Genomic DNA, 22010 nt, shown 5'->3' on the forward strand with positions numbered 1-22010 from the left:
GCTTGCGGTTGCTCGAAAGGGGGCCGCTGGGACTGCTTGCGGTTGCTCGAAAGGGGGCCGCTGGGACTGCTTGCGGTTGCTCGAAAGGGGGCCGCTGGGACTGCTTGCGGTTGCTCGAAAGGGGGCCGCTAGGACTGCTTGCGGTCACTCGAAAGGGGCCGCCAGCGAACGCTTGCGGTCGCTAGACAGGGTCGGACGCGAGACACCAGGGGCCGCGAATACGCCGCGCGGCGGGCGCGGCAAATCAGACGCTATAGCGGCGGTGGTCGATTCCGAATTCGTCGGCGACGGTCGCGGCGAGTTCGACGTAGGCGCGCTTGGTGGTTTTGTGCAGGCGGTGCAGATCGATCTCGGCGCCCTCGGACAGGTGTGAGTCGTACGGAATGATGTGCACCGCGCGGCAGCGCGACAGGAAGTATTCGCGCAGTTGCTGGATGCCGACATTCGGGGAACCCTCACGCGGCAGGTTGATCACCACGACCGCATTGCGAACCAGATGGTCGTGGCCGTGCAGGGACAACCAGTCGAGCGTCGCCGCCGCACTCCGCGCGCCATCGATCGCGGCCGAAGAGATCAGCACAAGCGAATGCGCGAGGTCGAGTACGCCGCCCATGGCCGAATGCATCAGTCCGGTACCGCAGTCGGTCAGGATGATGTTGTAGAACCGCTGCAGGATGCGCGCGACCGCGCGGTACTCCTCGTCGTTGAACGCCTCCGACGCCGCCGGATCCCGTTCGCTGGCAAGTACTTCCAATCGGCTGGTGCCCTGCGAGGTATGCCTGCGCACATCCGAATAGCGCTGGATCGCGGGATCGAGCAGGAGATCACGCACCGTCGAGCGGGTCTGCAACGGCACCCGCTGCGACAGCGTGCCGAAGTCCGGATTGGCATCGACCGCGATCACCCGGTCACCACGGATGGAGGCGAAGATCGACCCGAGACCCATTGTCGTGGTCGTCTTTCCGACGCCACCCTTGAGCGAGAGCACCGCGATCCGATAATCACCACGCACCGGCTGCCGGATCCGCGCCACCAACTCCTGCAGCCGCAGCTCCTCCGCGGACAACCCGGGGTTGATCGCGCCACCGGAAACATGGTGCACGGCCTTGCGCCACCCACTGCTCGGCGACTTCTTCGCCCGCCGCAACGGCACGTCATCCAGCGAAGGCTGCGGCCCATGCGGATGCTGCGGCTGATACTGCCCACCCTGCTGATACCCGGGCGGCATCCCCTGCCCATACCCCGGCCCTTGCGGCCCAGCTGGCGGTTGGCCGTACCCCTGCGGATCCCCAACGGGCGCTTGCTGTCCCATCGGCCCCGGCCCATGCTGCCATTGGTCAGCAGGCTCACCCGTCGGCGACTGCGGCCCCAATGCCCGCGCCGCCGGATTCTGCCACTGCTCACCCTCGGGTGCGCGCCTGATCTGCGGCTGCCCATACCCAGGCGCACCTTGCCGCGCTGCGTAATCGCCGTCAGGCGCTTGGCCAGTGTGCCCGGGGCCGCCGTGCCACGGTGCCTCGCCGCCGGGGGGCTGACCTGTCGGTCCGAGTTCGCCGTGCTGCGGTGCTTGGTCGCCGCCGGGTGCTTGGCCCGTAGGCGCGGGTCCGGCTTGCCATGGTGCGTGATCATCGCCGGGGGCTTGCCCTACGGGGCCGCTCTGCCATGGTGGGCCAGCCTGATCACCGACCGGCGCCTGCCCGATAGGCGGTTGCGTGTACGCGGGCCCGCTCTGCCACTGCGCGGCTTGATTACTGCCAGCGGCTTGCCCCGCAGGGCCGAGGCCGCTCGGCGGGGGGTCTTGGTTGCCGGCGGGTGTACGTCCGATGGGGCCGCTCTGGGACTGTGCCTGGTCGCCGCCGGGAGCCTGCCCCGTGGGCACCGGACCGCCCTGCCGCAGTGCCTGGTCGCCAGATGCGTTCCCCGCTGCTCCATGTCCGCCCTGCAATGGCGCATGGTCGCTGCCGGGGACTTGCCCCGTGGGCGCCGGTCCGCCTTGCCAAGGTGCGCGATCGCCGTCGGGTGCCTGCCCGATAGACGATTGCGCGTACCCGGGTCCGTTCTGCCACGGCCCCGCCGGGTCGCTGCTGGGCGTTTGCGCCGTGGGGCTGGGTGCGTTCTGCCATGGCGCTTGGTCGCTGCCGGGTGCTCGGCCCGAGGGTCCGGCTCCGCTCTGCCGAAGTGGGCCTGCCTGATCGCCGACCGGTGCCTGGCCGCTGGGCGTTTGCGCATACCCAGGACCGTTGTGCCACTGACCATTCGGCTGGTCGGCACCCGGTGCTTGCGGTCCCGCTGGGGGCTGCGCGAACCCAGGCGCATCGCGGTCGCTGATCCGCCCTTCGGCTACGTCGGGTTGTTCCGTTCCGGCCGCGTTTCCTTGGTCGTGCGGCCCATGCGGTGCCGACCGCTCGCCGGTCGGAACTTGCTGATCGCCAGCTGTGTCGGTCGCCCCTGCGGGATCACCGCTGAACTCACTTGCCGCGGCGGCCGCGTCGATTTCCGATGGCAACCGGTGTCGTCCACCGATGGGCGTCGGTGCGTCCGTCGTTCCGGGCACGGGGTGCGCGGTCCAGGCAGGCGCGGCCAAGCCACGTTCCCGTTGCGCCGCAGCGGATCCCGACTGCGCGGCGGTCCCGATCGGCAGCTGGGATTCGGCTACCGTTCCCGGCGGTCCCGAGCCTGGACGTCCGAGCTCCTCGTCCGATGCCTGCGGTGTCGCCGCCGGTCCTTGGAGCTCAGAACCGGCGGGATCGGAGCCGGTGACCCATTCGGGCGCCGCCGAGCCGCTATCACCTTGCGGCCGATCGGATTCCGACTCTCCGGTGCCGGTAGCCCCTTGGAAATCAGCTCCGTGAGCTGACGGCGGCTGGCGGAACTCGCCGCCCGGTGCCTGCGGTGTCGATGCCGGTCGGTGGAAGTCGCCGCCCGGAGCTTGTGCTGCGGCCGCGGGGGCGTCGAACTCGCCACCGGGTGCGTGTGGTGCCGATGGGGGTCGTTGGAAGTCGTTGCCGGGTGCCTGTAGTGCGGACGCGGGGCGATGGAACTGGCCCGGCGTCTTTGGTGCTGGCCCCGAGCTGGGTGCCTGCGCGGAGGCTGGATCGTCGTTGGCCGTTCGCGGTGCCTGACCGTATTGGCCGTAGTCGTGCGGTGCATTGCCACTCGCGGACGATGTTGTGCCCGAAGGTGATCCGCTCGCGGTGGGGTGGCCGGTGTTGGTAACCCGTGGGGAGCTGCCCGGTCGCCTCGTCGGATCGACCGTGGCGGAATCGAATATCGGTGTCGCACCCTGGGATTCCGCGCGATCGCCCGTGTCTTCGACGGAACCGACTGCGTCGTTCGCGGCCTGCTCGGCACCCGGCGCTCGCGCCGAGTCGTCCTGGTCCGTACGGCTTGCTGCCCCTGGTTCATCCGTCGCTGCCCCGGCTGCCGAGCCGGAACCACCTGCGACGCCGGCGTCGGAAGGTACGCTGGAATCCACAGCCGACGGCGCATCGAATTCCGCTGGTGGCGGCGGCAATTCAGGCCGCTGGCCGGTACGGGTGGCCGCTTGTGCATCAGCGGTCTGATCCGCAGTCGACTGCTGCGGCGTAAGCCAGGGCGGCGGACCATCGTCACCTTGTGCGCCCGGCTGAACAGTCTCGTCCATCTGCCGCGCCGAGCCTTGGCCACCGTCCGAGCCAAGGTGCGACTCGTCGAGTCCCGGGCCTGAGCTGTCGGTACGAGAGCCCGGCCGCGACTCGTCGAGTCGCGAAGGTGGACTGTCGATTCCGCGCGGATCGTGCGGCCGTGGTTCGTCGTGCCGGGTCGGCGGTCCGTCGACACCATGAGCGCCCGGTGGGCGCGGTTCATCGAGTCGCGAAGGTGGGTCATCGGTCCCGCGTGAGTGCGGTGGGGTGAGCTGCGCGGACGGGTCGTCGATTCCGCGCGCGTGCGGTTCGTCGAGCCCGTCGGTGCCATGCGAGGTCGATGCGTGTGGTGCGCCGACCGGTGGGGGCGGCGTGAGTTGGCCATTGTCCGAGCGGTTTTCGGGCGTCGACGGATGGCCGGATTGCGCGGGTGCCGAGTCTGCGGGTGTGTGTGGGCCTATACCGGCGGGTTCGGGGGTCGGACGGCCCTGTTCGGGGCGTGGCGTATCGAGCCATGGCGTCGAAGCGTCGAAGTCGCCGGTCGGCGGCATGCCCGGGTGCTCGCTCGTCGGCGGCTTCGGTGCGTGAGGCGAATACGGTTGTGCCGCGGCCTGGTTCGGCGGGGGCGTCAGCTCGGGGCGCGACGTCTGGTAGCGCACCGTTTCCTCGACGGACGCGGGCGGCTCTGTGACAGTCGGTTGCCCCGTACCTGGCTGCTGGAAACCGGGCGGCTGCTGGAAAGCAGGCGGTTGGCCTGCGCCCAACTGCTGGGCGGGAGACGTTCGGGTAGCGCCCGGCTGCTGGTAGTCGGCAGCGGGCTGTTGCGGGCCGGAAGGGGGTGGCGGCACCAGCGGTTGCGACGGTGGCGTCGGCGGCCTGCTGCCGAGCGGGTCGAAGGCGGCGGAGGGCTGCCGCGGGTTGCGGGTCGGCAGCGGATTGCTGCCTTGCCAGCCGTTTTCCGGATGCGGCGAACCCTGAGCTGGTCCAGCCGGGCGCGCGTGTGGGCCGGAGTCGTGCTGCGGTGGCCCCTGGCGCGGGTCCCCTTGCTCGGGGCCGCGTTGGGGCTCGGGTCCACGAAAGGCGTTCGGGCCCTGGAAGCCACCCGGTCCGCTGTGTAGTTCGAAACCGGGCCCGGACAATTCGCGCCCCGGTGAACCCGGGCGCGGGCTCTGCTCCTCGGGCTGCTCGTCCTTACCTTTGCGTCGGCCGAATCGGCGCTTGTCCCGGCGCGCGGCTTCGGGACGTTCGGTCTCCGGCGCGCGCTTGGAACGTCCACGCCGCGAAGGCGCTTCATCGATGAGGTCGTCGTGTGGCAGGTTCTGTACGGGCGCTTCGTAGCCGCCGGTGACATCGCTCTCGGATAGCCACGGGGGCAGCATGGGGAGGCCGTCGTTATTACGGCTCACATGTCCCCCTTGATCTGCTCGACCTTTATTTTTGGGCTGTGGTCAGTTTACGCGACGAGTCTGCCTCATCACGGTTGGGGAGTGGCCCGAACGGCCGGGTTTTCGAGCACTTCCCTCGCGGGATCTGTTGGGCCCCATGCACCACTCGATGAGATAGGCCGAAAATGGCCCGCGTTGGGTGTACGGGCTGACTGCGCGGTCGATTGCCGCGCGTCTGCTTCGCCACCGGCGTCCCGCCTCGGACCCGGCCTCCGACGGCCTCTTATATCCGGCAATGGCTTCATGCATCCCGGCAAGCAACGTCTTCCCGCAACGCTCCCCTCGCACCTGCCGGAGTGGCGAACCCCCTCGATCGCATCAGCGGCACCGGTGGTCGCCTCCGCGAGTGCGCCCGCCGCTTCCGGTGCGACCTATTCACGAAGTACTTGCCATCCTCCCGTTCGGCCGCGCTGGAATGGCGACGAAACTGGATGCCGTTGCCGTGCCCATGCCGAGTAAGCATGCCGAGGAAGATGGGGAACCGTGTCAGATGAGATGCCCGCGCCGGAGAAGCCGCTGGACTCGACTCCACGACAATCAGAGCATCACCGACTTCCGGTCTCGTCACCGACAGTGGCTGCTGTGCGAGGATCACGGCTCTGACGCAGCTGCGGGCAGCATGACTACGCTGGCAACTGCGGGTCGACGCACCGCCACACGCGCACCAGAGGCGAAACAGTAGGAGCCCCGCTCCGTGTGACCAGGGCGAATTGGCCTGCCAGCAATTAAACCGGTAAGCTTGGTCGGCGGTGCACCTACGCGCCGACTGTTTGCATGCCACTGATCGGTTCGACCGATGAGTTACATGGAATCAGATACAAGGCAATCAAACCAGGTTTGAGCGTAAACCGGGATCGCGGAGGACATGGCGAAGAAAGACGGGGCCATCGAGGTCGAGGGTCGAGTTGTCGAGCCGCTGCCCAATGCGATGTTCCGGATCGAGCTCGAGAACGGGCACAAGGTTCTCGCGCACATCAGCGGAAAGATGCGGCAGCACTACATTCGCATCCTTCCTGAGGACCGTGTGGTCGTCGAGCTTTCGCCCTACGACCTCTCACGCGGCCGCATCGTTTACCGCTACAAGTGAATCGAGTGGGCTTCGCCCCGGACCCCCATCAGGGCCTGGGCTTTGCCCATCGAGCACGGCGCCCAGTGCGGCGGCAAAGGCTTCCCCAGTCTCCCGGCTGGGGAAAAACTGTGTTCACACCCGTGTGAACCGAACAAGATTGGACGGACGTGAAGGTTCAGCCGAGCGTCAAGAAGATCTGCGAGAAGTGCAAGGTGATCCGCCGTCACGGTCGGGTCATGGTGATCTGCGAGAACCTGCGCCACAAGCAGCGCCAGGGCTGATTTTCGCGGCACCAGCCGGGCACCGATCACTGATCGGCTTGGCCAACTAAAGAAGAACTCCCAGCTCCAGCCGCACACTGCGGATATTCGGATCGCGCGGTTCCTCGGAATCGCAAGGTCGGAAGGTGTGCGAGCCAACCACCGGTACGGAGGCCGGTGCCCCACCAGACGAGGGGACGGACAGGGAGCAGACCTCCGCAACGATTAAGGAACCTGCCACATGGCACGTCTCATGGGCGTTGATCTCCCGCGCGAAAAGCGCATGGAGATCGCGCTGACCTACATCTACGGCATCGGCCGTACCCGCTCCAAGGAGATCCTCGAGGCAACGGGCGTCAGCCCCGACCTGCGCTCGAAGGATCTCAGCGACGAGCAGGTCACGCAGCTGCGTGACTACATCGAGGGCTCGGCCCTCAAGGTCGAGGGTGACCTGCGCCGCGAGGTGCAGGCCGACATTCGACGCAAGATCGAGATCGGCTGCTACCAGGGTCTGCGCCACCGTCGTGGCCTGCCCGTGCGTGGCCAGCGCACCAAGACCAACGCGCGCACCCGCAAGGGCCCGAAGCGCACCGTCGCAGGCAAGAAGAAGTAGGGGATATAAGGATGCCTCCGAAGAGTCGGGCCTCCGGCCCCAAGAAGACCCAGAAGTCGCGTCGCCGGGAAAAGAAGAACGTCCCGCACGGCCACGCGCACATCAAGAGCACGTTCAACAACACCATCGTGTCGATCACCGACCCGTCCGGCAACGTCATCTCGTGGGCGTCCTCGGGCCACGTCGGCTTCAAGGGTTCGCGCAAGTCGACCCCGTTCGCCGCGCAGCTCGCCGCCGAGAACGCTGCCCGCAAGGCGCAGGAGAACGGCGTCAAGAAGGTCGACGTGTTCGTCAAGGGCCCGGGTTCGGGCCGCGAGACCGCGATCCGTTCGCTGCAGGCCGCAGGCCTGGAAGTCGGCACGATCTCCGATGTCACCCCGCAGCCGCACAACGGCTGCCGTCCGCCCAAGCGGCGTCGCGTCTAGCGGGAAAGGAATAACGAAAAATGGCTCGTTACACAGGCCCTATCACCCGCAAGTCGCGTCGTCTGCGGGTCGACCTCGTCGGAGGCGACCAGGCGTTCGAGCGTCGTCCGTACCCGCCCGGTCAGCACGGCCGCGCGCGGATCAAGGAGAGCGAGTACCTGCTCCAGCTGCAGGAGAAGCAGAAGGCGCGCTTCTCCTACGGCGTCATGGAGAAGCAGTTCCGCCGGTACTACGAAGAGGCCAACCGCCTCAAGGGCAAGACCGGTGACAACCTGCTCCGTCTGCTCGAGTGCCGCTTGGACAACGTCGTGTACCGCGCCGGTCTGGCGCGCACCCGTCGGCAGGCTCGCCAGCTGGTCAGCCACGGTCACTTCCTGGTGAACAACCGGGCCGTGAACGTCCCCAGCTTCCAGGTGACCCAGTACGACATCATCGATGTCAAGGAGAAGTCGCTCGGCACGCTGCCGTTCCAGGTCGCGCGTGAGACCGTCGGCGACCGCCCGGTTCCGGGCTGGCTGCAGGTGATCCCGGGCCGGCTGCGGATCCTGGTGCACCAGGTGCCCGAGCGCGCTCAGATCGATGTGCCGCTGTCGGAACAGCTGATCGTCGAGTACTACTCGAAGTAACAGCTCACCGCTGCTGGTGCGTGGTCGTCGGCATTGCCCGCGACCACGCACAACCCCCAAGACGTGGGCGTCAAATAGTGGGCGCCCGTACAGGAGGATGATCCAAAATGCTGATTTCACAGCGTCCGACGCTGACCGAAGAGGTCGTCGCCGAGAACCGCTCGAAGTTCACCATCGAACCGCTCGAGCCGGGCTTCGGTTACACCCTCGGCAACTCGCTGCGGCGTACCCTGCTGTCCTCGATTCCGGGGGCCGCGGTCACCAGCATCCGCATCGACGGCGTCCTGCACGAGTTCACCACCGTTCCCGGCGTGAAGGAGGATGTCACCGACATCATCCTGAACCTCAAGGGTCTGGTCGTGTCCTCGGAGGAGGACGAGCCGGTCACGATGTACGTGCGCAAGCAGGGCCCGGGCACCGTCACCGCCGGTGACATCGTGCCGCCTGCCGGTGTTGTCGTGCACAACCCGGATATGCACATCGCCACTCTGAACGACAAGGGCAAGCTGGAGATCGAGCTCGTCGTCGAGCGCGGTCGCGGTTACGTCCCGGCGGTGCAGAACAAGGCGTCCGGCGCGGAAATCGGTCGGATCCCGGTGGATTCGATCTACTCGCCGGTGCTCAAGGTGACCTACAAGGTGGAGGCCACCCGTGTCGAGCAGCGCACCGACTTCGACCGTCTGATCCTGGACGTGGAGACCAAGAACTCCATCACCGCCCGGGACGCGCTCGCTTCGGCGGGCAAGACCCTGGTCGAGCTGTTCGGCCTGGCCCGTGAGCTCAATGTCGAAGCCGAAGGCATCGAGATCGGCCCTTCGCCGGCCGAGGCGGATCACATCGCCTCGTTCGGTCTGCCGATCGAGGACCTGGACCTCACCGTCCGGTCCTACAACTGCCTCAAGCGCGAGGGCGTGCACACGGTCGGCGAACTCGTTGCCCGCACCGAATCGGATCTGCTGGACATCCGCAACTTCGGCCAGAAGTCCATCGACGAGGTCAAGGTCAAGCTGCATGCGCTGGGCCTCTCGCTGAAGGACAGCCCGGCCTCGTTCGATCCTTCGTCCGTGGTGGGTTACGACGCGAGCACCGGAACGTGGAGCGATAGCGGCACGTTCAGTGACACCGATGGCGGCGAGCAGGACTACGCCGAGACCGAACAGCTCTAGGTCGTCGGGGTAGGCACCCCGGCCCGGCCTCGCACCCGCGGCGTGAGCGACGCGCCCGGAGGCGGTAGCGGAGCGTAACCACGCAGGGCGCCGGGAGCGCCGCAATAAGACACAGGAGAACAAACAATGCCCAAGCCCAAGAAGGGTGCCCGCTTCGGCGGGTCGGCGTCGCATCAGAAGGCGATCTTCGCCAATCTGGCCACGGCGCTCTTCGAGCACGGTCGTATCACGACCACCGAGTCCAAGGCCAAGGCGCTGCGCCCCTACGCCGAGAAGCTGGTCACCAAGGCGAAGGCCGGCACCCTGGCCGACCGGCGCGAGGTGCTCAAGGTCATCCGCAACAAGGATGTCGTCCACGAGCTCTTCGCCTCGATCGGTCCGTCGTTCGAGGGCCGCGAGGGTGGTTACACCCGCATCACCAAGACGCTGCCCCGCAAGGGTGACAACGCGCCGATGGCGGTTATCGAGCTGGTCCGGGAGAAGACCGTGACCAATGAGGCCGACCGCGCCCGTCGCGTTGCCGCGTCCAAGAAGGCCGAGGCGCCCGCCGCCGAGACCGTGGTCGAGGAGAAGGCCGAAGAGGCAGTCGCCGAGACCGTCGAGGCCGAGGCCCCCGCTGCCGACGAGGCCGCTGAGGACAAGAAGGACGCCTGACGCTCGCGTTGGAGTTCTCGAACGAGCCCGCCGCCCCTTGTGGGTCGGCGGGCTCATTCGTATCCGAGATCGCCGCGTTGGTATCGGGTTTCGCGTGGTGAGTGGTGCCGGCCGGAACGTTGCCGGCGTTCGTATCGACTAGGAGATCGTCTGTGACCGAGCGCAGCGAGGGAACCGAAGGCACGACACCGCCGGTCGCCGCGGAGCCGAGCGTCGGCGAGGACGGAGCTGCGACCGAGGATTCGGTGGATTCGACCCGGCATTCGACGGCGTCGAACGAGCCTGCGCCGGTGGCTTCGACGGGAGTCGTGCGAACCGCCGAAGCCGATGCTCGGCCGGAGTCCGCTGTCGACTCGGTTCGAATTCGGCTCGATATCAGTTATGACGGCACCGATTTCATCGGTTGGGCGCGACAGCCCGGACTGCGCACGGTGCAGGGTGTGCTCGAAGAGTCGCTGAGCAAAGTGTTCCGCGAGCCGATCCAATTGACGGTCGCGGGGCGCACCGATGCCGGTGTGCACGCCGAGGGGCAGGTCGCGCACTTCGATACCCGCACCGAACCGGAGGCGGCCAAGCTCATCCATCGCATGGCACGGTTCCTGCCGAAAGACGTGCGGATCAAGGATATTCGCGTCGTCGCGCCCGAATTCGACGCCCGCTTCTCGGCGATCCGCCGCCACTATGCGTACCGGCTGACCACCGCGCCCTATGGGGCCGAGCCGCTGCGGGCCCGCAGCGTTGTCGCCTGTCGTCACGACGTCGATCTCGAGGCCATGCGCGCGGCCTCGCGAAAGCTGTTGGGCCTGCACAACTTTGCCGCATTCTGCCGCCGTCGTGATGGTGCGACCACCGTCCGCGAACTCCAGCGCTTCGACTGGGAGCGTGACGGTGACCTGCTGACCGCCTATGTGAGCGCGGATGCGTTCTGCTGGTCCATGGTTCGCAGCCTCGTCGGCGCGGTGCTCGCGGTCGGGGAGGGGCGTCGCACGCCCGACTGGGTCGCCGCATTACTGAACGAAACCGAGCGCTCCAGCTCGGTCACCGTGGCGCCCGCGCACGGCCTGAGTCTCATCGCCGTCGACTATCCGGACGTTGCCGACCTCGCCGCGCGCAATGCCGAAACCCGCGAAATGCGTACGGTCCCAACTGTTGATGAAGGCTGCTGTGGCAGCTGAGCTCGGCGCATCACATCTTGACATCGCACAGAAGGTCTAACCTGAGCGCGGCGACCACAACCTATGTGCCCCCGTGTGAAGGCGGGGCTCCCGCACCGCGATTCGGCGGGCGCGGTGCGGTGCGGGAGCATGACCAGCTATTTGCTGGACGAACCCGCCTCGATCGTCCGCGGCTGGTTGGAACCGGAGATTTCGATACGGCGCGGCTTGGCCCGTTCGGCGATCGGAATCGTCACTGAAAGCACGCCGTTGTTATAGGTCGCGCTGATCTTGTCGGCATCGACATTGTCGCCGAGGCTGAGCTGGCGCATATAGGTGCCGGCGAAGCGCTCGGACGCGATCCATTGGACGCCTTCGTCACTCGGCAGGCTGCGCTGCGCGCGCAGGGTGAGGGTGCCGTTGTCGACACTCACATCCACCGAGCCGGGGTCCACACCGGGCAGGTCGGCATTGAGTACGTAATGATCGCCTGCCTTGAACAGATCCATCGGCATGAATCGTGGTGCGCGCGATGTCCCCATGGATTCGCCGAGCAGCTGGCGGGCAACGGTGTCGATGTCATGGAATGGATCGAACCGAAGCACAGCAATCACCTCCATTTCACTAGCGGTGACGCCTGCCACGGCGGCGGGCGCCGGAAGCTGTGCACTATCCAAGTTAGCACTCGCGTTATGAGAGTGCTAACGGTCGGCTCGAAATTTGGCGACCGCCTCGGATCGGAGTGCGGCCCCGGACGGAATATGGACGGCGGCGGCCTCGTTCATTCCGGACATGGCTATCGGAGACCTCGGAAAGTTCGGCGTATGGCGCTACTACGGGGGGTTCACCCCGCAGGACGCGCAGGACTTGGAAGGACTCGGTTACGGCACGCTGTGGCTCGGCGGGTCCCCACCCGCCGAATTGCCCGTGATCGAATCGCTGCTGGAGGCAACCGAGTCGATCACCGTCGCCACCAGCATCGTGAATATATGGACGGCACCCGCGAAGCAGGTCGCTGAGTCGTTCCACCGGATCGATGCGCGCTTTCCGGGCCGGTTCCTGCTCGGCTTGGGTGCGGGCCATCCCGAACACCAAGGCGAGTATCGCAAGCCCTACGACGCGCTGGTCGAATACTTCGACGAATTGGATGCCGCGGGCGTACCCGAGCAGCGTCGCGCTCTCGCCGCGCTCGGCCCGCGCGTGCTGGGGCTGGCGGCGGAACGGTCCGCGGGCGCGCTGCCCTACAACGTCACCCCCGAACACACCGCCCGCGCCCGCGCGCTGCTCGGCGAGGGTGTCCTACTGGCCACCGAACACAAGGTGGTCCTCGACGACGACCCGGTCCGGGCCCGCACCACTGCCCGCCCGCGCGTCGAGTTCTACCTCGACCTGCAGAACTACGTCGCCAACCTCCGTCGCCTCGGTTTCACCGACGACGACCTGGCCAAACCCGGTAGCGACCGCCTCATAGACGCCCTGGTAGCCCACGGCGACGCGGATTCGATCGTCGATCGCCTCTCGACCCACCTGACCGCGGGCGCCGACCACGTCGTACTCCAAGTCCTCGCCGACGAAGCCGCCACTCTGCGCACCCTCGCCCCGCTGCTCGCGAACTAGTCCTGCGCTGGCGATCGGCCCGCGTTACCGGCCGATCGCCGTAAGGGTCTGTTGAAGCGGGTCGAACAACTCGAGCGGACGCGACGCTTTCCTAGGGCGTCGTCGGTTCGGCACGGGATGAACATCGGTTCCCCCGATTCGTTCGGGAGATCGCAGCCCTGCGATCGCCGACCGACGGCAATCGTCCTAAGACTGCGTTAGAAAGGGCGCCCCGCGCTTCCATCGGCGCTGTGACTGCGCACACACTGGTCTCCGACCGACGCAAGGCCGCGTCGAAGAAGGAGATCTTGTGACTACGACACAGCCTGTCGGCGAGCGCCGGGTGGTCGCGAATGTATTGCGTGGTTCCATCGGCAATCTCGTCGAGTGGTACGACTGGTATGTCTATGCCGCATTCAGCGTGTATTTCGCGAAGTCGTTCTTTCCCAAGGGCGATTCGACCGCGCAATTGCTTTCCACCGCAGCGATTTTCGCGGTCGGCTTCCTCATGCGGCCGCTCGGCGGTTGGGCGCTGGGGCGCTATGCCGACAAGTTCGGACGTCGCTCGGCGCTGACGCTATCGGTGACGGTGATGGCGGCGGGTTCGCTGCTGATCGCGCTGACGCCCGGATACCAGACGATCGGAATCGCCGCCCCGATAATGCTTTTGCTGGCCCGCTTGCTGCAGGGCCTCTCGGTTGGGGGCGAATACGCAACCAGTGCAACGTATTTGTCGGAGGTGGCCTCGACAGGTAAGCGCGGATTCTATTCGAGCTTCCAGTACGTCACGCTGGTCGCCGGACAGTTGGTGGCGCTCGGTGTGCAGATCATCCTGCAGCAGTTCCTGAACAACGCGCAGATGAACAACTGGGGCTGGCGCATTCCGTTCGTGATCGGTGCGGCGGCCGCGCTGATCGTAATGTGGCTACGACGCAGCATGGACGAATCCGAGCACTTCGAGGCAGAGGTCGAGGCCGAGCGTGATCCCGCTGCGAGCAGCGCCGGTGCGAAGCAGCCCGCGCGCGGTTCGCTGCGGATGCTGCTGCAGTATCCGCGGGAATGCCTGCTGGTGATGGGATTGACGCTCGGCGGAACCGTCGCGTTCTACACCTACACCACGTACATGCAGAAGTTCATGATCAACACCTCTGGCATCTCCAAGTCGACGGTCTCGTGGATCAACTTCATCGCACTGCTGGTCTTCGTGGTGCTACAGCCGCTGGCCGGCGCACTGTCCGACCGCGTCGGACGACGCAAGCTGCTGATCTTCTTCGGCGTCTCGGGCACCCTGCTGACCGTGCCGATCATGACCGTGCTCGCGCACACCAAGAACCCGATCGCCGCCTGGGCGCTGATGATGGGCGCACTGGTCATCATCACCGGCTATACCTCGATCAATGCCATCGTGAAGGCCGAGCTGTTCCCGACCAAGATTCGCGCGCTCGGCGTCGGCCTGCCGTACGCACTGACCGTCGCGATCTTCGGCGGCACGGCCGAAACCATCGCACTGTCGTTGAAGCAGGCGAACCACGAATCGCTGTACTTCTGGTACGTCGCCGGATGCATCGGAATCTCGCTGCTGACCTACTGGTTCATGCGGGAGACCTCGAGCGGATCGGCCATCGACGCCGATGCCGCTGCCACGGACGGTATTTCGCTCACCAAGGCGGATACCTCACCCACCGAGCCGGACCGTGACCTCGCGGCGGCTCGACCCTGACGGCCCGACCGCACACGCCGCAGCGCCGCTATGGGAGGATCGGCGTGTGCGGCTGGCGGTGGTCGAGGACGATGACGGCGTAGGCGACGCGCTGGTAGAGGCGCTGAACGCCCGCGGCTATCAGGCCGAGCGCAAACGCCGCGGCGCGGATCTGCTCACCGCCCACCGCGGCTACGACGCGGTCATCCTGGATCTCGGACTGCCCGACGGCGATGGCCTGCACGTGCTGCGTCAGTTGCGCGAGGTGAGCTCGGTGCCGGTGTTGATCCTGACCGCGCGCAGTGACGAACGCTCGATTGTGCGCGGGTTGCGCGGCGGCGCCGACGACTATCTGGTGAAGCCGCCGCGGATCGCGGAATTGATGGCCCGGCTGGAGAATGTGGTGCGCCGCGCGGCCGCCGGATCGCAGCCGGAGCGGGCCGAGGTGGTCACCGGGGATGTGCGGGTCGATCTGGCGGCCCGGGTGGTCGAGGTTGCCGGGCGGCCGATCCCATTGACCCAGAAGGAATTCGAGTTGGTCGAGGCATTGGTGGAGCGGCCCGGTGCCGCGGTCAGCCGCCAACAGCTGATGGATCGGATCTGGGGTGACGCGTTCGTCGCGGTATCCCGGTCACTGGATGTGCATATGACCGGACTGCGGGCGAAATTGGACCGACCTGGGCTGATAACGACTATTCGCGGCTACGGTTACCGCTGGGGCCAGTGATCGTGCCGGCCCGACGGACCTAGGAGCGGAGCCCGGCATGCGCAGACGACTACTCGTCGCGCTGACGGTATTCGCGGCGATCGCCGTCTTCGCCTTCGCGGTACCGCTGTCGCTGACGTTCGCGACCAGCCGCACCCAGGAGTTCGTGGCCGATCGGTCCGGCGATGCCGACCGGTTCGCCAGCCTCGCCGATGCCGCGGTGGCCGAGGGGGACAGTCGGGCACTGGCCGATGAGGCCGGGCGATACCACGATCTGTACGGCGAAAATGTGCTCGTGGTCGATGCGCGTGGCGCGCGGACGGTGAATGCGGGCGTCGATGCGGCCGCCGCGCCCGTCGAGGCCGCCGTTGCCGCAGCTCGCCGCAATCAGCGTCCCCAGCCGGTCTATCGGCTCACCCCGTGGAGTGGGTCGACGGTGTTGATTGCCCGCCCGGTCGGCACCGGGGTGCAGGTCAACGGCGCGGTAGTGATCGAGGCATCCACCGCGCGTGCCCGGCGCGATATCGCCCGCGCGTGGGCGGTGATCGCGGTCGGAGCGGTGCTGGCCATGGTGGTGTTCACCATGTTGGCGCTGAGCTTGGCGCGCTGGGTGCTGCGCCCACTGGCGGCGCTATCGCAGGCGGTCGCCGAATTGACCGCGACCCTGCCGAAGCCGCGCGCGGAGGCCGCCGCGCACGTCTCGATCGCCCGCCACCACGGCGGACCGCCGGAGATGCGGGCGGTGGCGGAATCTTTCGATGCTATGGCATTGGCGGTCGCCGATTCGGCGGATGCGCAACGTCAGCTCGTTGCGGATACGGCGCATGCGATGCGAAATCCGCTCGCCGCCTTGACCATCCGTCTCGACTCCTTGGAGGCTGCCATTCCGCAAACCGCAGTGGCCACCTTCCGTAGCGCGGGTGCGGAAGTCGAGCGGCTGACCGCGCTGCTCGATGGTCTGCTGAGTTTGGCGGTCGCCGAGACCCCAGCTGCCTTCGAGGCAGCGCGTACTCCCTCCGATACCGAAAACCATTGCGACGCGGTACAAGTGGCTGCTGATCGGGTCGACGCCTGGTACTCCGCCTATGAGAACGCCGGACAGGAATTGCGGGCGCAACCGCAGGTTGCCGAGGCCGATATAGCTGTGTCCGCTGATGTTCTCGCTCAGATTCTCGATGTGCCACTGAGTAATTCGTGCGGCTATGCAGGGTCCGGCACGCAGACCATCATCGTGGTCGACGCCGAGCCGGGCTGGGTAACCGTGACCGTGCGTGACAATGGCGTTGGCGTCGAACCTGCCGAGATCGACAAGCTGACCACCCGGTTCTTCCGCGGCTCCGGTGCGTCCGCCGGCGGCTCGGGTCTCGGTCTGCCGATCGCAATGGCATTGGCCCAAGCGCGCGGCGGCACCTTATCCGTGCTGCCCGTCGAGCCGCACGGTCTCGCGATCCAAATCCGGCTGCCGCAGGTGGTGCGGTCGTGATGCGGCGGCGGAAGTTCCTGGCGCTCACCGTCCTCGGTGTCGCGGCCGGTACTGTCGGATGCGGTGAGGGGCCTGAGCTGGTGCGGCTGGCCTCGGGTGAGGTCGGCGGCTTCTATCACGCATTCGCGGAACTGCTCGCGGCGGTGGCCCAGGAGGCGGGCACGGTGCGGATCGAACCGGTGACGACAACCGGATCGCAGGAAAATCTGGGGATGTTGGCGAACGGGCAGGTGGATGCCGCACTGGCGCTTGCAGATTCGGTGCAGAGTGAACGGGCTCCGTTGGTCGCGCTCGGTCGGGTGTACGAGAACTATCTGCAGTTGGCCGTGCGCTCGGATGCGCCGATTCAACAGGTCACCGATTTGCGCGGGACCCGAGTCAATCTGGGGGCTGCGGGATCCGGCGCGGCGGTGACCGGGGAGCGACTGCTGTGGGCGGCGGGCGTGAATCCCGTTTCGGATGTGGATATTTCGCATCGACCGCTGCGAGATGCGGTGGCGGGTGTGGAATCCGGTGAGCTGGACGCGCTGCTATGGGCAGGCGGCGTGCCCACCGACGCTCTCGATGTGCCGCAGCGGCTGCGGTTGGTGGAACTCGGTGAGTTGGCCGCGCCGATGCGCGAACGCTTCGGACACCTCTACGATTTGGTCGAGATTCCGGCCGACGCCTACGACAGCGGTCGTTCGGTCCGCACGGTCGGCGTCGCGAATCTGCTGCTCGCCGCCCCGACCATGTCCGACGCGGCGGCCGGGGCGATCGTCGAGCTACTGGTTTCGCGTGCGGACCGGCTGGTGCCCGCCGAGGCGGCTGGCACCCAATTCCTGGATAGCCGCTCACTCATCGGAACCGATTCCGTCCCTTTGCATCCGGGTGCGGCGGCGGTGTACCGACGGCGACACGGTTGAGTGTCAGGAACGCACGAGGCGTGCGATGGCGTCGGTGGCCTCTTTGATCTTGGCGTCCGCCTCGGGACCACCGGCGACCGCCGCGTCCACCACGCAGTGGCTGATGTGGTCCTCCAGCAGGCCCATCGCCACGGCCTGCAGTGCCTTCGTCATCGCGGAGACCTGGGTGAGGATATCGATGCAGTACTTCTCTTCCTCGACCATGCGTTGCAGGCCGCGGGCCTGGCCTTCGATCCGGCGTAGGCGCTTGAGGTAATCGTCCTTGGCAGTGATGTAGCCGTGGCCGTGCGCGGCGTGGTCGTGGGTGCCCGCCGAGTCACTGCCCGGCGCGGGCGCGGTGTCATTGTGCGACGGGATGGATGTCACCGACTGCTCCTCGCTGCTCACCGGCTGGACCGGCCTCGATAATACCCCCCTAGGGTACAGTGTCGCGAGGGTGTTGTCAGGTTACCGCGCTATGCGCCACGTCGGGTCGTCGTCCACGCACTGCCCAGTTCCATGCGATCATCGCGATCGGGGCCATGAATTGGATCATCAGGGTCACGCCGACCTGCGGGTAGGGCGGCGAAAGCAAGAAGCCGGCCCGCACCCCAGGCGACCGGGATCACACCGACCCCGCCGACGGTGCGCAGGTGGCGCGGGCTGCCGCGCAATCCGCTCGGATCGGTCATGATGAACGAAGGTTCAGTGGGTGAGATGTGGACCCGTCTGGTCGGGAATCCGGGGCGAGCGAGAGAATCGGTGCATGAGTTTGGATGTTCGGCCCGCGCTCGCCGTGATCGGCGGTAGTGGCTTCTACGATTTCTTCGATAGCGAGGCGACCACCGTCGAGGTCGAGACACCCTACGGCAAGCCCAGCGCGCCGATCGCGGTCGGCGAAGTGGAGGGTCGCCCGGTGGCCTTCTTGCCCCGACACGGCAAACAGCACGAATTCGCGCCGCATACACTGCCCTACCTGGCCAATATGTGGGCGCTGCGCTCGATCGGGGTGCGGCGGATCTTCGCGCCGTGCGCGGTCGGCAGTTTGCGCGCGGACTGGGGGCCGGGGACCGTGGCGGTGCCGGATCAGCTGGTCGACCGGACCTCCGGCCGTTCGCAGACCTACTTCGACGGCGGTGGCGTGCACGTCTCCTTCGCTGACCCGTACTGCGACGAACTGCGCTCCGCGGCAACGAAATCCGCCACGGATGCGCTGCCGATGAAGTCTTCGGGCACCATGGTCGTGGTACAGGGCCCGCGCTTCTCCACCCGGGCCGAGAGCCGGTGGTTCGCCGCACAGGGCTGGGAGCTGGTGAATATGACCGGACATCCCGAGGCCGTGCTCGCCCGTGAACTCGAAATGTGCTATGCCGCAGTCGCTTTGGTGACCGATTTGGATGCCGGACTGGAGGAGGGTGGCGGTGTGCACGCGGTCGAGGTCTTCGCCGAGTTCAAGAAGAACCTGGGACCGTTCAAGGAGCTGATCAGGCGCTCGGTTTCGGCGGTCACCGGAACCGATACCTGCGAACGTTGCCGTGTCCATGCGGGAGTATCACTACCGTTCGAACTACCGTGAATCAAGTTGGTTCGGAGCCGAAACGCGGGGTGCTGATGCGATGAGAGTGCTGGTCACCGGGGCAGCCGGGTTCGTCGGGGCGCGGTTGCGGCGGGCGCTGGCCGCCGCCGGGCACGAGGTGGTCGGGGTCGATCTACTCGGGGCGGATGTGGAAGTGCCGGAGGGCGTTTCGCGGGTGGACGTGCGCGATGCCGATGCGCTCGAGCCGTTGCTGCATGGCATCGATACGGTCTGTCACCTTGCCGCCGTCACATCCGGACCCGAATCGGCGGTGTTCGCCGCGAACAATGATCTCGGGACGGCGGTGCTGCTCGATGTGATGGGGCGGGCGAAGATACGTCATCTGGTGCTCGCCTCGTCCGTCGTGGTGTACGGCGAGGGGCGCTATCGCGGGATGAACAGCGGGCCGTTCTATCCGGGACTTCGGCGGCGGGCCGATCTGGACCGCGGCATGTTCGACCACTTGGCGCCGCGCACCGGCGAGTTGCTCACCTGGGAGCCGGTCACCGAGGACGCGCCGCTGCGTCCGCGCGGCTTCTACGGTGCGAGCAAGTTGGCGCAGGAAAACTATGCGCTGGCTTGGGGTTTGGCCACGGGCGCGGCCGTCACGGCATTGCGCTACCACAACGGTTACGGCGAGGGCGCGCGCACCGGCTTCATCGGAAACTTCCTCACCGCACTGGACCAGGGCCGCCCACCCTTGGTAGGCGAGGACGGCGGGCAGGTCAGGGACGTCGTGCACGTCGACGACATCGTGGCCGCCACCGTAGCCGCCGTCGACCGCCGCCCACCCGGCTTCGTCCCCCTGAATATCGCCTCCGGCCACCCCGTCACCATGTGGGAGGTCGCCTCGATCATGGCCAAAGCCCGCGGCGGCCCCGCCCCCGTAGTAACCGGCCGCTACCACCTCGGCGACGCCCGCCACCTGGCCGCAGACCCCGAACGAGCCAGGCGCACATTGGGTTTCACCGCCCGGATCTCACCCACCCAAGGCCTGGCCGAACTCGCCGCTCCCGCAGTCGAGTCCACCACACCCCAACGGGAATCCGCCCCACTACACGTGCGCGCCGCCCCGAATCCTCCGACCACACCCGAGCATCGGGTTCATCCGGAACCTCGGCCCGCCGCGCCGATCGTGCGACCCGAAGCCCGCCCGGATGCTCTGGTGCCGAGCGCGAAGACGACCGCCCCCGGACCGGAGCCAGCGGTAGAGGGTGCCGGGCGGGACGTGGCGGCGCCGCCGTCCCAGCCTGAGTTGGCGAAACCGGAGGCCGGAGCGGGCTCGCCGATGTGATTGCGGTTGCGCCTCAGCGCCGTGTTCGCGACTGACGCGTTGGACCGTCCAGCAAGCGGGCATTGCCTTGGGCGGACTCGCTGGGCGTCGCGCATCTGCCCGGCGCTACGACGTCATCGGTTCCGGAGCGGCCCATTTGGTACGCGTCGTTCGGGACGGACTGTATTCAGGTCGAATACTGCGATCGATCACGCCTCGGCGAAGGCGTCGGCGTGTGCGCGGGCCCACTGGTCGAAGGTGCGCGGTTCTCGGCCGGTCACCTCGTGGACGGTGGGGTAGACCTGGGATTCGTCGAGGGTGCCGTCGACGAAGAAGCTCCAGAATGCGTCGACATAGTGCTGCGGCATTGAGGCCTCGAGTTCGGCCCGCGTCTGCGCATTCGTCAAGCCTTGGCAGACCAGCGGCCGGTTGAGCACTTCGGCGAGCACAGCGATCTGATCGGCGGGCACGAGCGCTCGCGGGCCGGTCAGCTCGAGAATACGCCCGGCCAGCCCGTCGCTGGTCAGGGCAACCGCCGCGACGGCCGCGATATCGGCGGGATCGATTGCGGCGACGGGTACGTCGGGGAATTGGGCGCGGATCACATCGCCCTGTTCGAGTTGCGGCAGCCAGCGCAGCGCATTCGACATGAACGAGCGCGGGCGCAGAAAGGTCCACGCCAGGCCGGATTCGCGCACGTCCCGCTCGGCCTGCGTCATATACGCGGAGACCGCATTGTTCATATCCTCGAGTGCCGCCGAACCACCCGAAAGCAGGACGATGCGCTGGACGCCCGCCTTTTTCGCGCGGGCGAGCAGGTCGGGGGCGTCGGCATAGCCCGGCAGCAGGAACATTCCGGTGACCCCGTCCAGGGCTTCGGTCAGGCTTTCCGGCCGATTCAAATCACCCGTCACCGCTTCGACATCGGCGCGCAGCTGCGCCCGTGCCGGATCGCGGACCAGCGCGCGCACGTCTGCGCCGGAGTCACTCAGTGCCGCAACCAGTTCCGTGCCGATATTGCCGGTCGCGCCGGTCACCAGGATCATGCCGTCTCCTCCAGAGTCGCACCGGGTTGCCCCGTCCATCATTCGGAATCATCGACCGATCCCCGCGAATGAAATCGAGATCGCCGCATCCGCCTCGACCGTACCGTCGGCACACCGAGTTAGGCTCGCGCAGTGGATACTCCGCTACGGCTAGAGGTCATCGTGGCCAGCACGCGCCCGGAGCGATTCGCTCCGGTGGTCGCGGACTGGTTCCTGCGCACGCTCCGGGCGACCCCCGAATTCGACACCGGCGTCATCGATCTCCTCACCACCCCGCTGCCGACGGACCTGACCGTCACCGCCGAGGTCGAGGCCTACCGCCAGCGCCTGGCCGCCGCCGACGCCTTCGTCGCCATTACTTCCGAGTACAACCATGGCTACCCCGCGTCCCTGAAGACCGCCTTCGACACCGCGAAACACGAATGGCGCGCCAAACCCATCGGCTTCGTCTCCTACGGTGGTCTGTCCGGCGGCCTGCGGGCCGTCGAACAACTCCGTCAGGTGGTCGCCGAAATCCACATGGTCTCCATCCGCGAAACCGTCAGCTTCCACCAGGCCAAAAAGCAATTCGACAAATCAGGCAACACCCAAGACGGCGCCGCCATCGACGCCGCCGACCGCCTGATCCGCCAGTTGACCTGGTGGGCACGCGTTTTGCGAGAAGCACGCACCACCAACCCCTACCCCGGCTGAACCCACACCTCTCCCGACA

At 67.0% G+C, this 22010-nt stretch carries 20 protein-coding genes and 1 pseudogene; 16 read left to right on the top strand and 5 right to left on the bottom strand.

The window, feature by feature from the left end; translation table 11 throughout:
- Window positions 1–244 precede the first annotated feature (244 nt).
- Window positions 245–5029, bottom strand: a complete 4785-nt coding sequence (locus tag AB0J47_RS16585; protein ID WP_364346179.1) for an AAA family ATPase — start codon at window positions 5027–5029, stop codon at window positions 245–247.
- 904 nt (window positions 5030–5933) lie between these two features.
- Between AB0J47_RS16585 and infA the strand changes: the two genes are divergently transcribed.
- From infA to truA, 8 genes are all read left to right on the top strand, one after another.
- Complete coding sequence (infA, locus tag AB0J47_RS16590) at window positions 5934–6155, top strand: translation initiation factor IF-1 (protein ID WP_003418601.1); 222 nt, start codon at window positions 5934–5936, stop codon at window positions 6153–6155.
- 149 nt (window positions 6156–6304) lie between these two features.
- Window positions 6305–6418: a 50S ribosomal protein L36 gene (gene rpmJ / locus AB0J47_RS16595; protein ID WP_040686659.1), complete on the top strand. Its 114-nt coding sequence runs from the start codon at window positions 6305–6307 to the stop codon at window positions 6416–6418.
- Window positions 6419–6638: 220 nt separating this feature from the next.
- Complete coding sequence (gene rpsM, locus AB0J47_RS16600) at window positions 6639–7010, top strand: 30S ribosomal protein S13 (protein WP_040686660.1); 372 nt, start codon at window positions 6639–6641, stop codon at window positions 7008–7010.
- Window positions 7011–7021: 11 nt separating this feature from the next.
- The gene (gene rpsK, locus AB0J47_RS16605; RefSeq protein ID WP_014349147.1) at window positions 7022–7435 is read left to right on the top strand and encodes a 30S ribosomal protein S11; all 414 of its coding nucleotides are present in this window, start codon (window positions 7022–7024) and stop codon (window positions 7433–7435) included.
- Window positions 7436–7455: 20 nt separating this feature from the next.
- Window positions 7456–8061: a 30S ribosomal protein S4 gene (gene rpsD, locus AB0J47_RS16610; RefSeq protein WP_327095488.1), complete on the top strand. Its 606-nt coding sequence runs from the start codon at window positions 7456–7458 to the stop codon at window positions 8059–8061.
- Window positions 8062–8168: 107 nt separating this feature from the next.
- Window positions 8169–9227, top strand: a complete 1059-nt coding sequence (locus AB0J47_RS16615; RefSeq protein ID WP_040686662.1) for a DNA-directed RNA polymerase subunit alpha — start codon at window positions 8169–8171, stop codon at window positions 9225–9227.
- Window positions 9228–9353: 126 nt separating this feature from the next.
- Window positions 9354–9881: a 50S ribosomal protein L17 gene (rplQ, locus tag AB0J47_RS16620; protein WP_364346184.1), complete on the top strand. Its 528-nt coding sequence runs from the start codon at window positions 9354–9356 to the stop codon at window positions 9879–9881.
- 308 nt (window positions 9882–10189) lie between these two features.
- Window positions 10190–11056, top strand: coding sequence for a tRNA pseudouridine(38-40) synthase TruA (gene truA / locus AB0J47_RS16625; protein WP_364346531.1), 867 nt, complete (start codon window positions 10190–10192; stop codon window positions 11054–11056).
- 137 nt (window positions 11057–11193) lie between these two features.
- On the opposite strand, the gene AB0J47_RS16630 is transcribed toward truA, so the two are convergent.
- Entirely contained in the window at window positions 11194–11640 is a 447-nt protein-coding gene (locus AB0J47_RS16630) for an Hsp20/alpha crystallin family protein (protein WP_364346186.1), read from the bottom strand.
- 187 nt (window positions 11641–11827) lie between these two features.
- On the opposite strand from AB0J47_RS16630, the gene AB0J47_RS16635 reads away from it, so the two are divergent.
- The 5 genes from AB0J47_RS16635 to AB0J47_RS16655 all read left to right on the top strand — a co-directional run bounded on the left by AB0J47_RS16635 (window position 11828) and on the right by AB0J47_RS16655 (window position 17424).
- Entirely contained in the window at window positions 11828–12652 is an 825-nt protein-coding gene (locus AB0J47_RS16635) for an LLM class F420-dependent oxidoreductase (RefSeq protein WP_364346188.1), read from the top strand.
- Window positions 12653–12941: 289 nt separating this feature from the next.
- The gene (locus tag AB0J47_RS16640; RefSeq protein WP_364346190.1) at window positions 12942–14351 is read left to right on the top strand and encodes an MFS transporter; all 1410 of its coding nucleotides are present in this window, start codon (window positions 12942–12944) and stop codon (window positions 14349–14351) included.
- Between the two features lie 46 nt (window positions 14352–14397).
- Window positions 14398–15057, top strand: coding sequence for a response regulator transcription factor (locus AB0J47_RS16645; RefSeq protein ID WP_062983355.1), 660 nt, complete (start codon window positions 14398–14400; stop codon window positions 15055–15057).
- Between the two features lie 37 nt (window positions 15058–15094).
- Window positions 15095–16519, top strand: coding sequence for a HAMP domain-containing sensor histidine kinase (locus AB0J47_RS16650; protein WP_364346192.1), 1425 nt, complete (start codon window positions 15095–15097; stop codon window positions 16517–16519).
- On the top strand, window positions 16519–17424 hold the full coding sequence (locus tag AB0J47_RS16655; RefSeq protein WP_364346533.1) for a TAXI family TRAP transporter solute-binding subunit: 906 nt from the start codon (window positions 16519–16521) through the stop codon (window positions 17422–17424). The genes AB0J47_RS16650 and AB0J47_RS16655 overlap by 1 nt, the downstream gene beginning before the upstream one ends.
- A gap of 3 nt (window positions 17425–17427) precedes the next feature.
- On the opposite strand, the gene AB0J47_RS16660 is transcribed toward AB0J47_RS16655, so the two are convergent.
- Window positions 17428–17697 carry a metal-sensitive transcriptional regulator gene (locus tag AB0J47_RS16660; protein ID WP_062983353.1) on the bottom strand — a complete coding sequence of 90 codons (270 nt, stop codon included), beginning with the start codon at window positions 17695–17697 and terminating at the stop codon, window positions 17428–17430.
- 182 nt (window positions 17698–17879) lie between these two features.
- On the bottom strand, window positions 17880–18095 hold the full coding sequence (locus tag AB0J47_RS16665; RefSeq protein ID WP_364346194.1) for a hypothetical protein: 216 nt from the start codon (window positions 18093–18095) through the stop codon (window positions 17880–17882).
- 74 nt (window positions 18096–18169) lie between these two features.
- On the opposite strand from AB0J47_RS16665, the gene AB0J47_RS16670 reads away from it, so the two are divergent.
- Window positions 18170–18979 (top strand): S-methyl-5'-thioadenosine phosphorylase, encoded by an 810-nt coding sequence (locus tag AB0J47_RS16670; protein WP_364346196.1) that lies wholly within the window; start codon window positions 18170–18172, stop codon window positions 18977–18979.
- 40 nt (window positions 18980–19019) lie between these two features.
- Window positions 19020–19988, top strand: a pseudogene (locus AB0J47_RS16675) (NAD-dependent epimerase/dehydratase family protein); the annotation flags it as partial.
- 473 nt (window positions 19989–20461) lie between these two features.
- On the opposite strand, the gene AB0J47_RS16680 reads toward AB0J47_RS16675, so the two are convergent.
- Window positions 20462–21298 carry an NAD(P)H-binding protein gene (locus AB0J47_RS16680; RefSeq protein ID WP_364346198.1) on the bottom strand — a complete coding sequence of 279 codons (837 nt, stop codon included), beginning with the start codon at window positions 21296–21298 and terminating at the stop codon, window positions 20462–20464.
- Window positions 21299–21430: 132 nt separating this feature from the next.
- On the opposite strand from AB0J47_RS16680, the gene AB0J47_RS16685 reads away from it, so the two are divergent.
- Window positions 21431–21991: an NAD(P)H-dependent oxidoreductase gene (locus tag AB0J47_RS16685; protein WP_364346200.1), complete on the top strand. Its 561-nt coding sequence runs from the start codon at window positions 21431–21433 to the stop codon at window positions 21989–21991.
- The last annotated feature ends 19 nt before the right edge of the window (window positions 21992–22010 follow it).

This window comes from Nocardia sp. NPDC049737, assembly GCF_040674755.1.
GTDB lineage: Bacteria > Actinomycetota > Actinomycetes > Mycobacteriales > Mycobacteriaceae > Nocardia.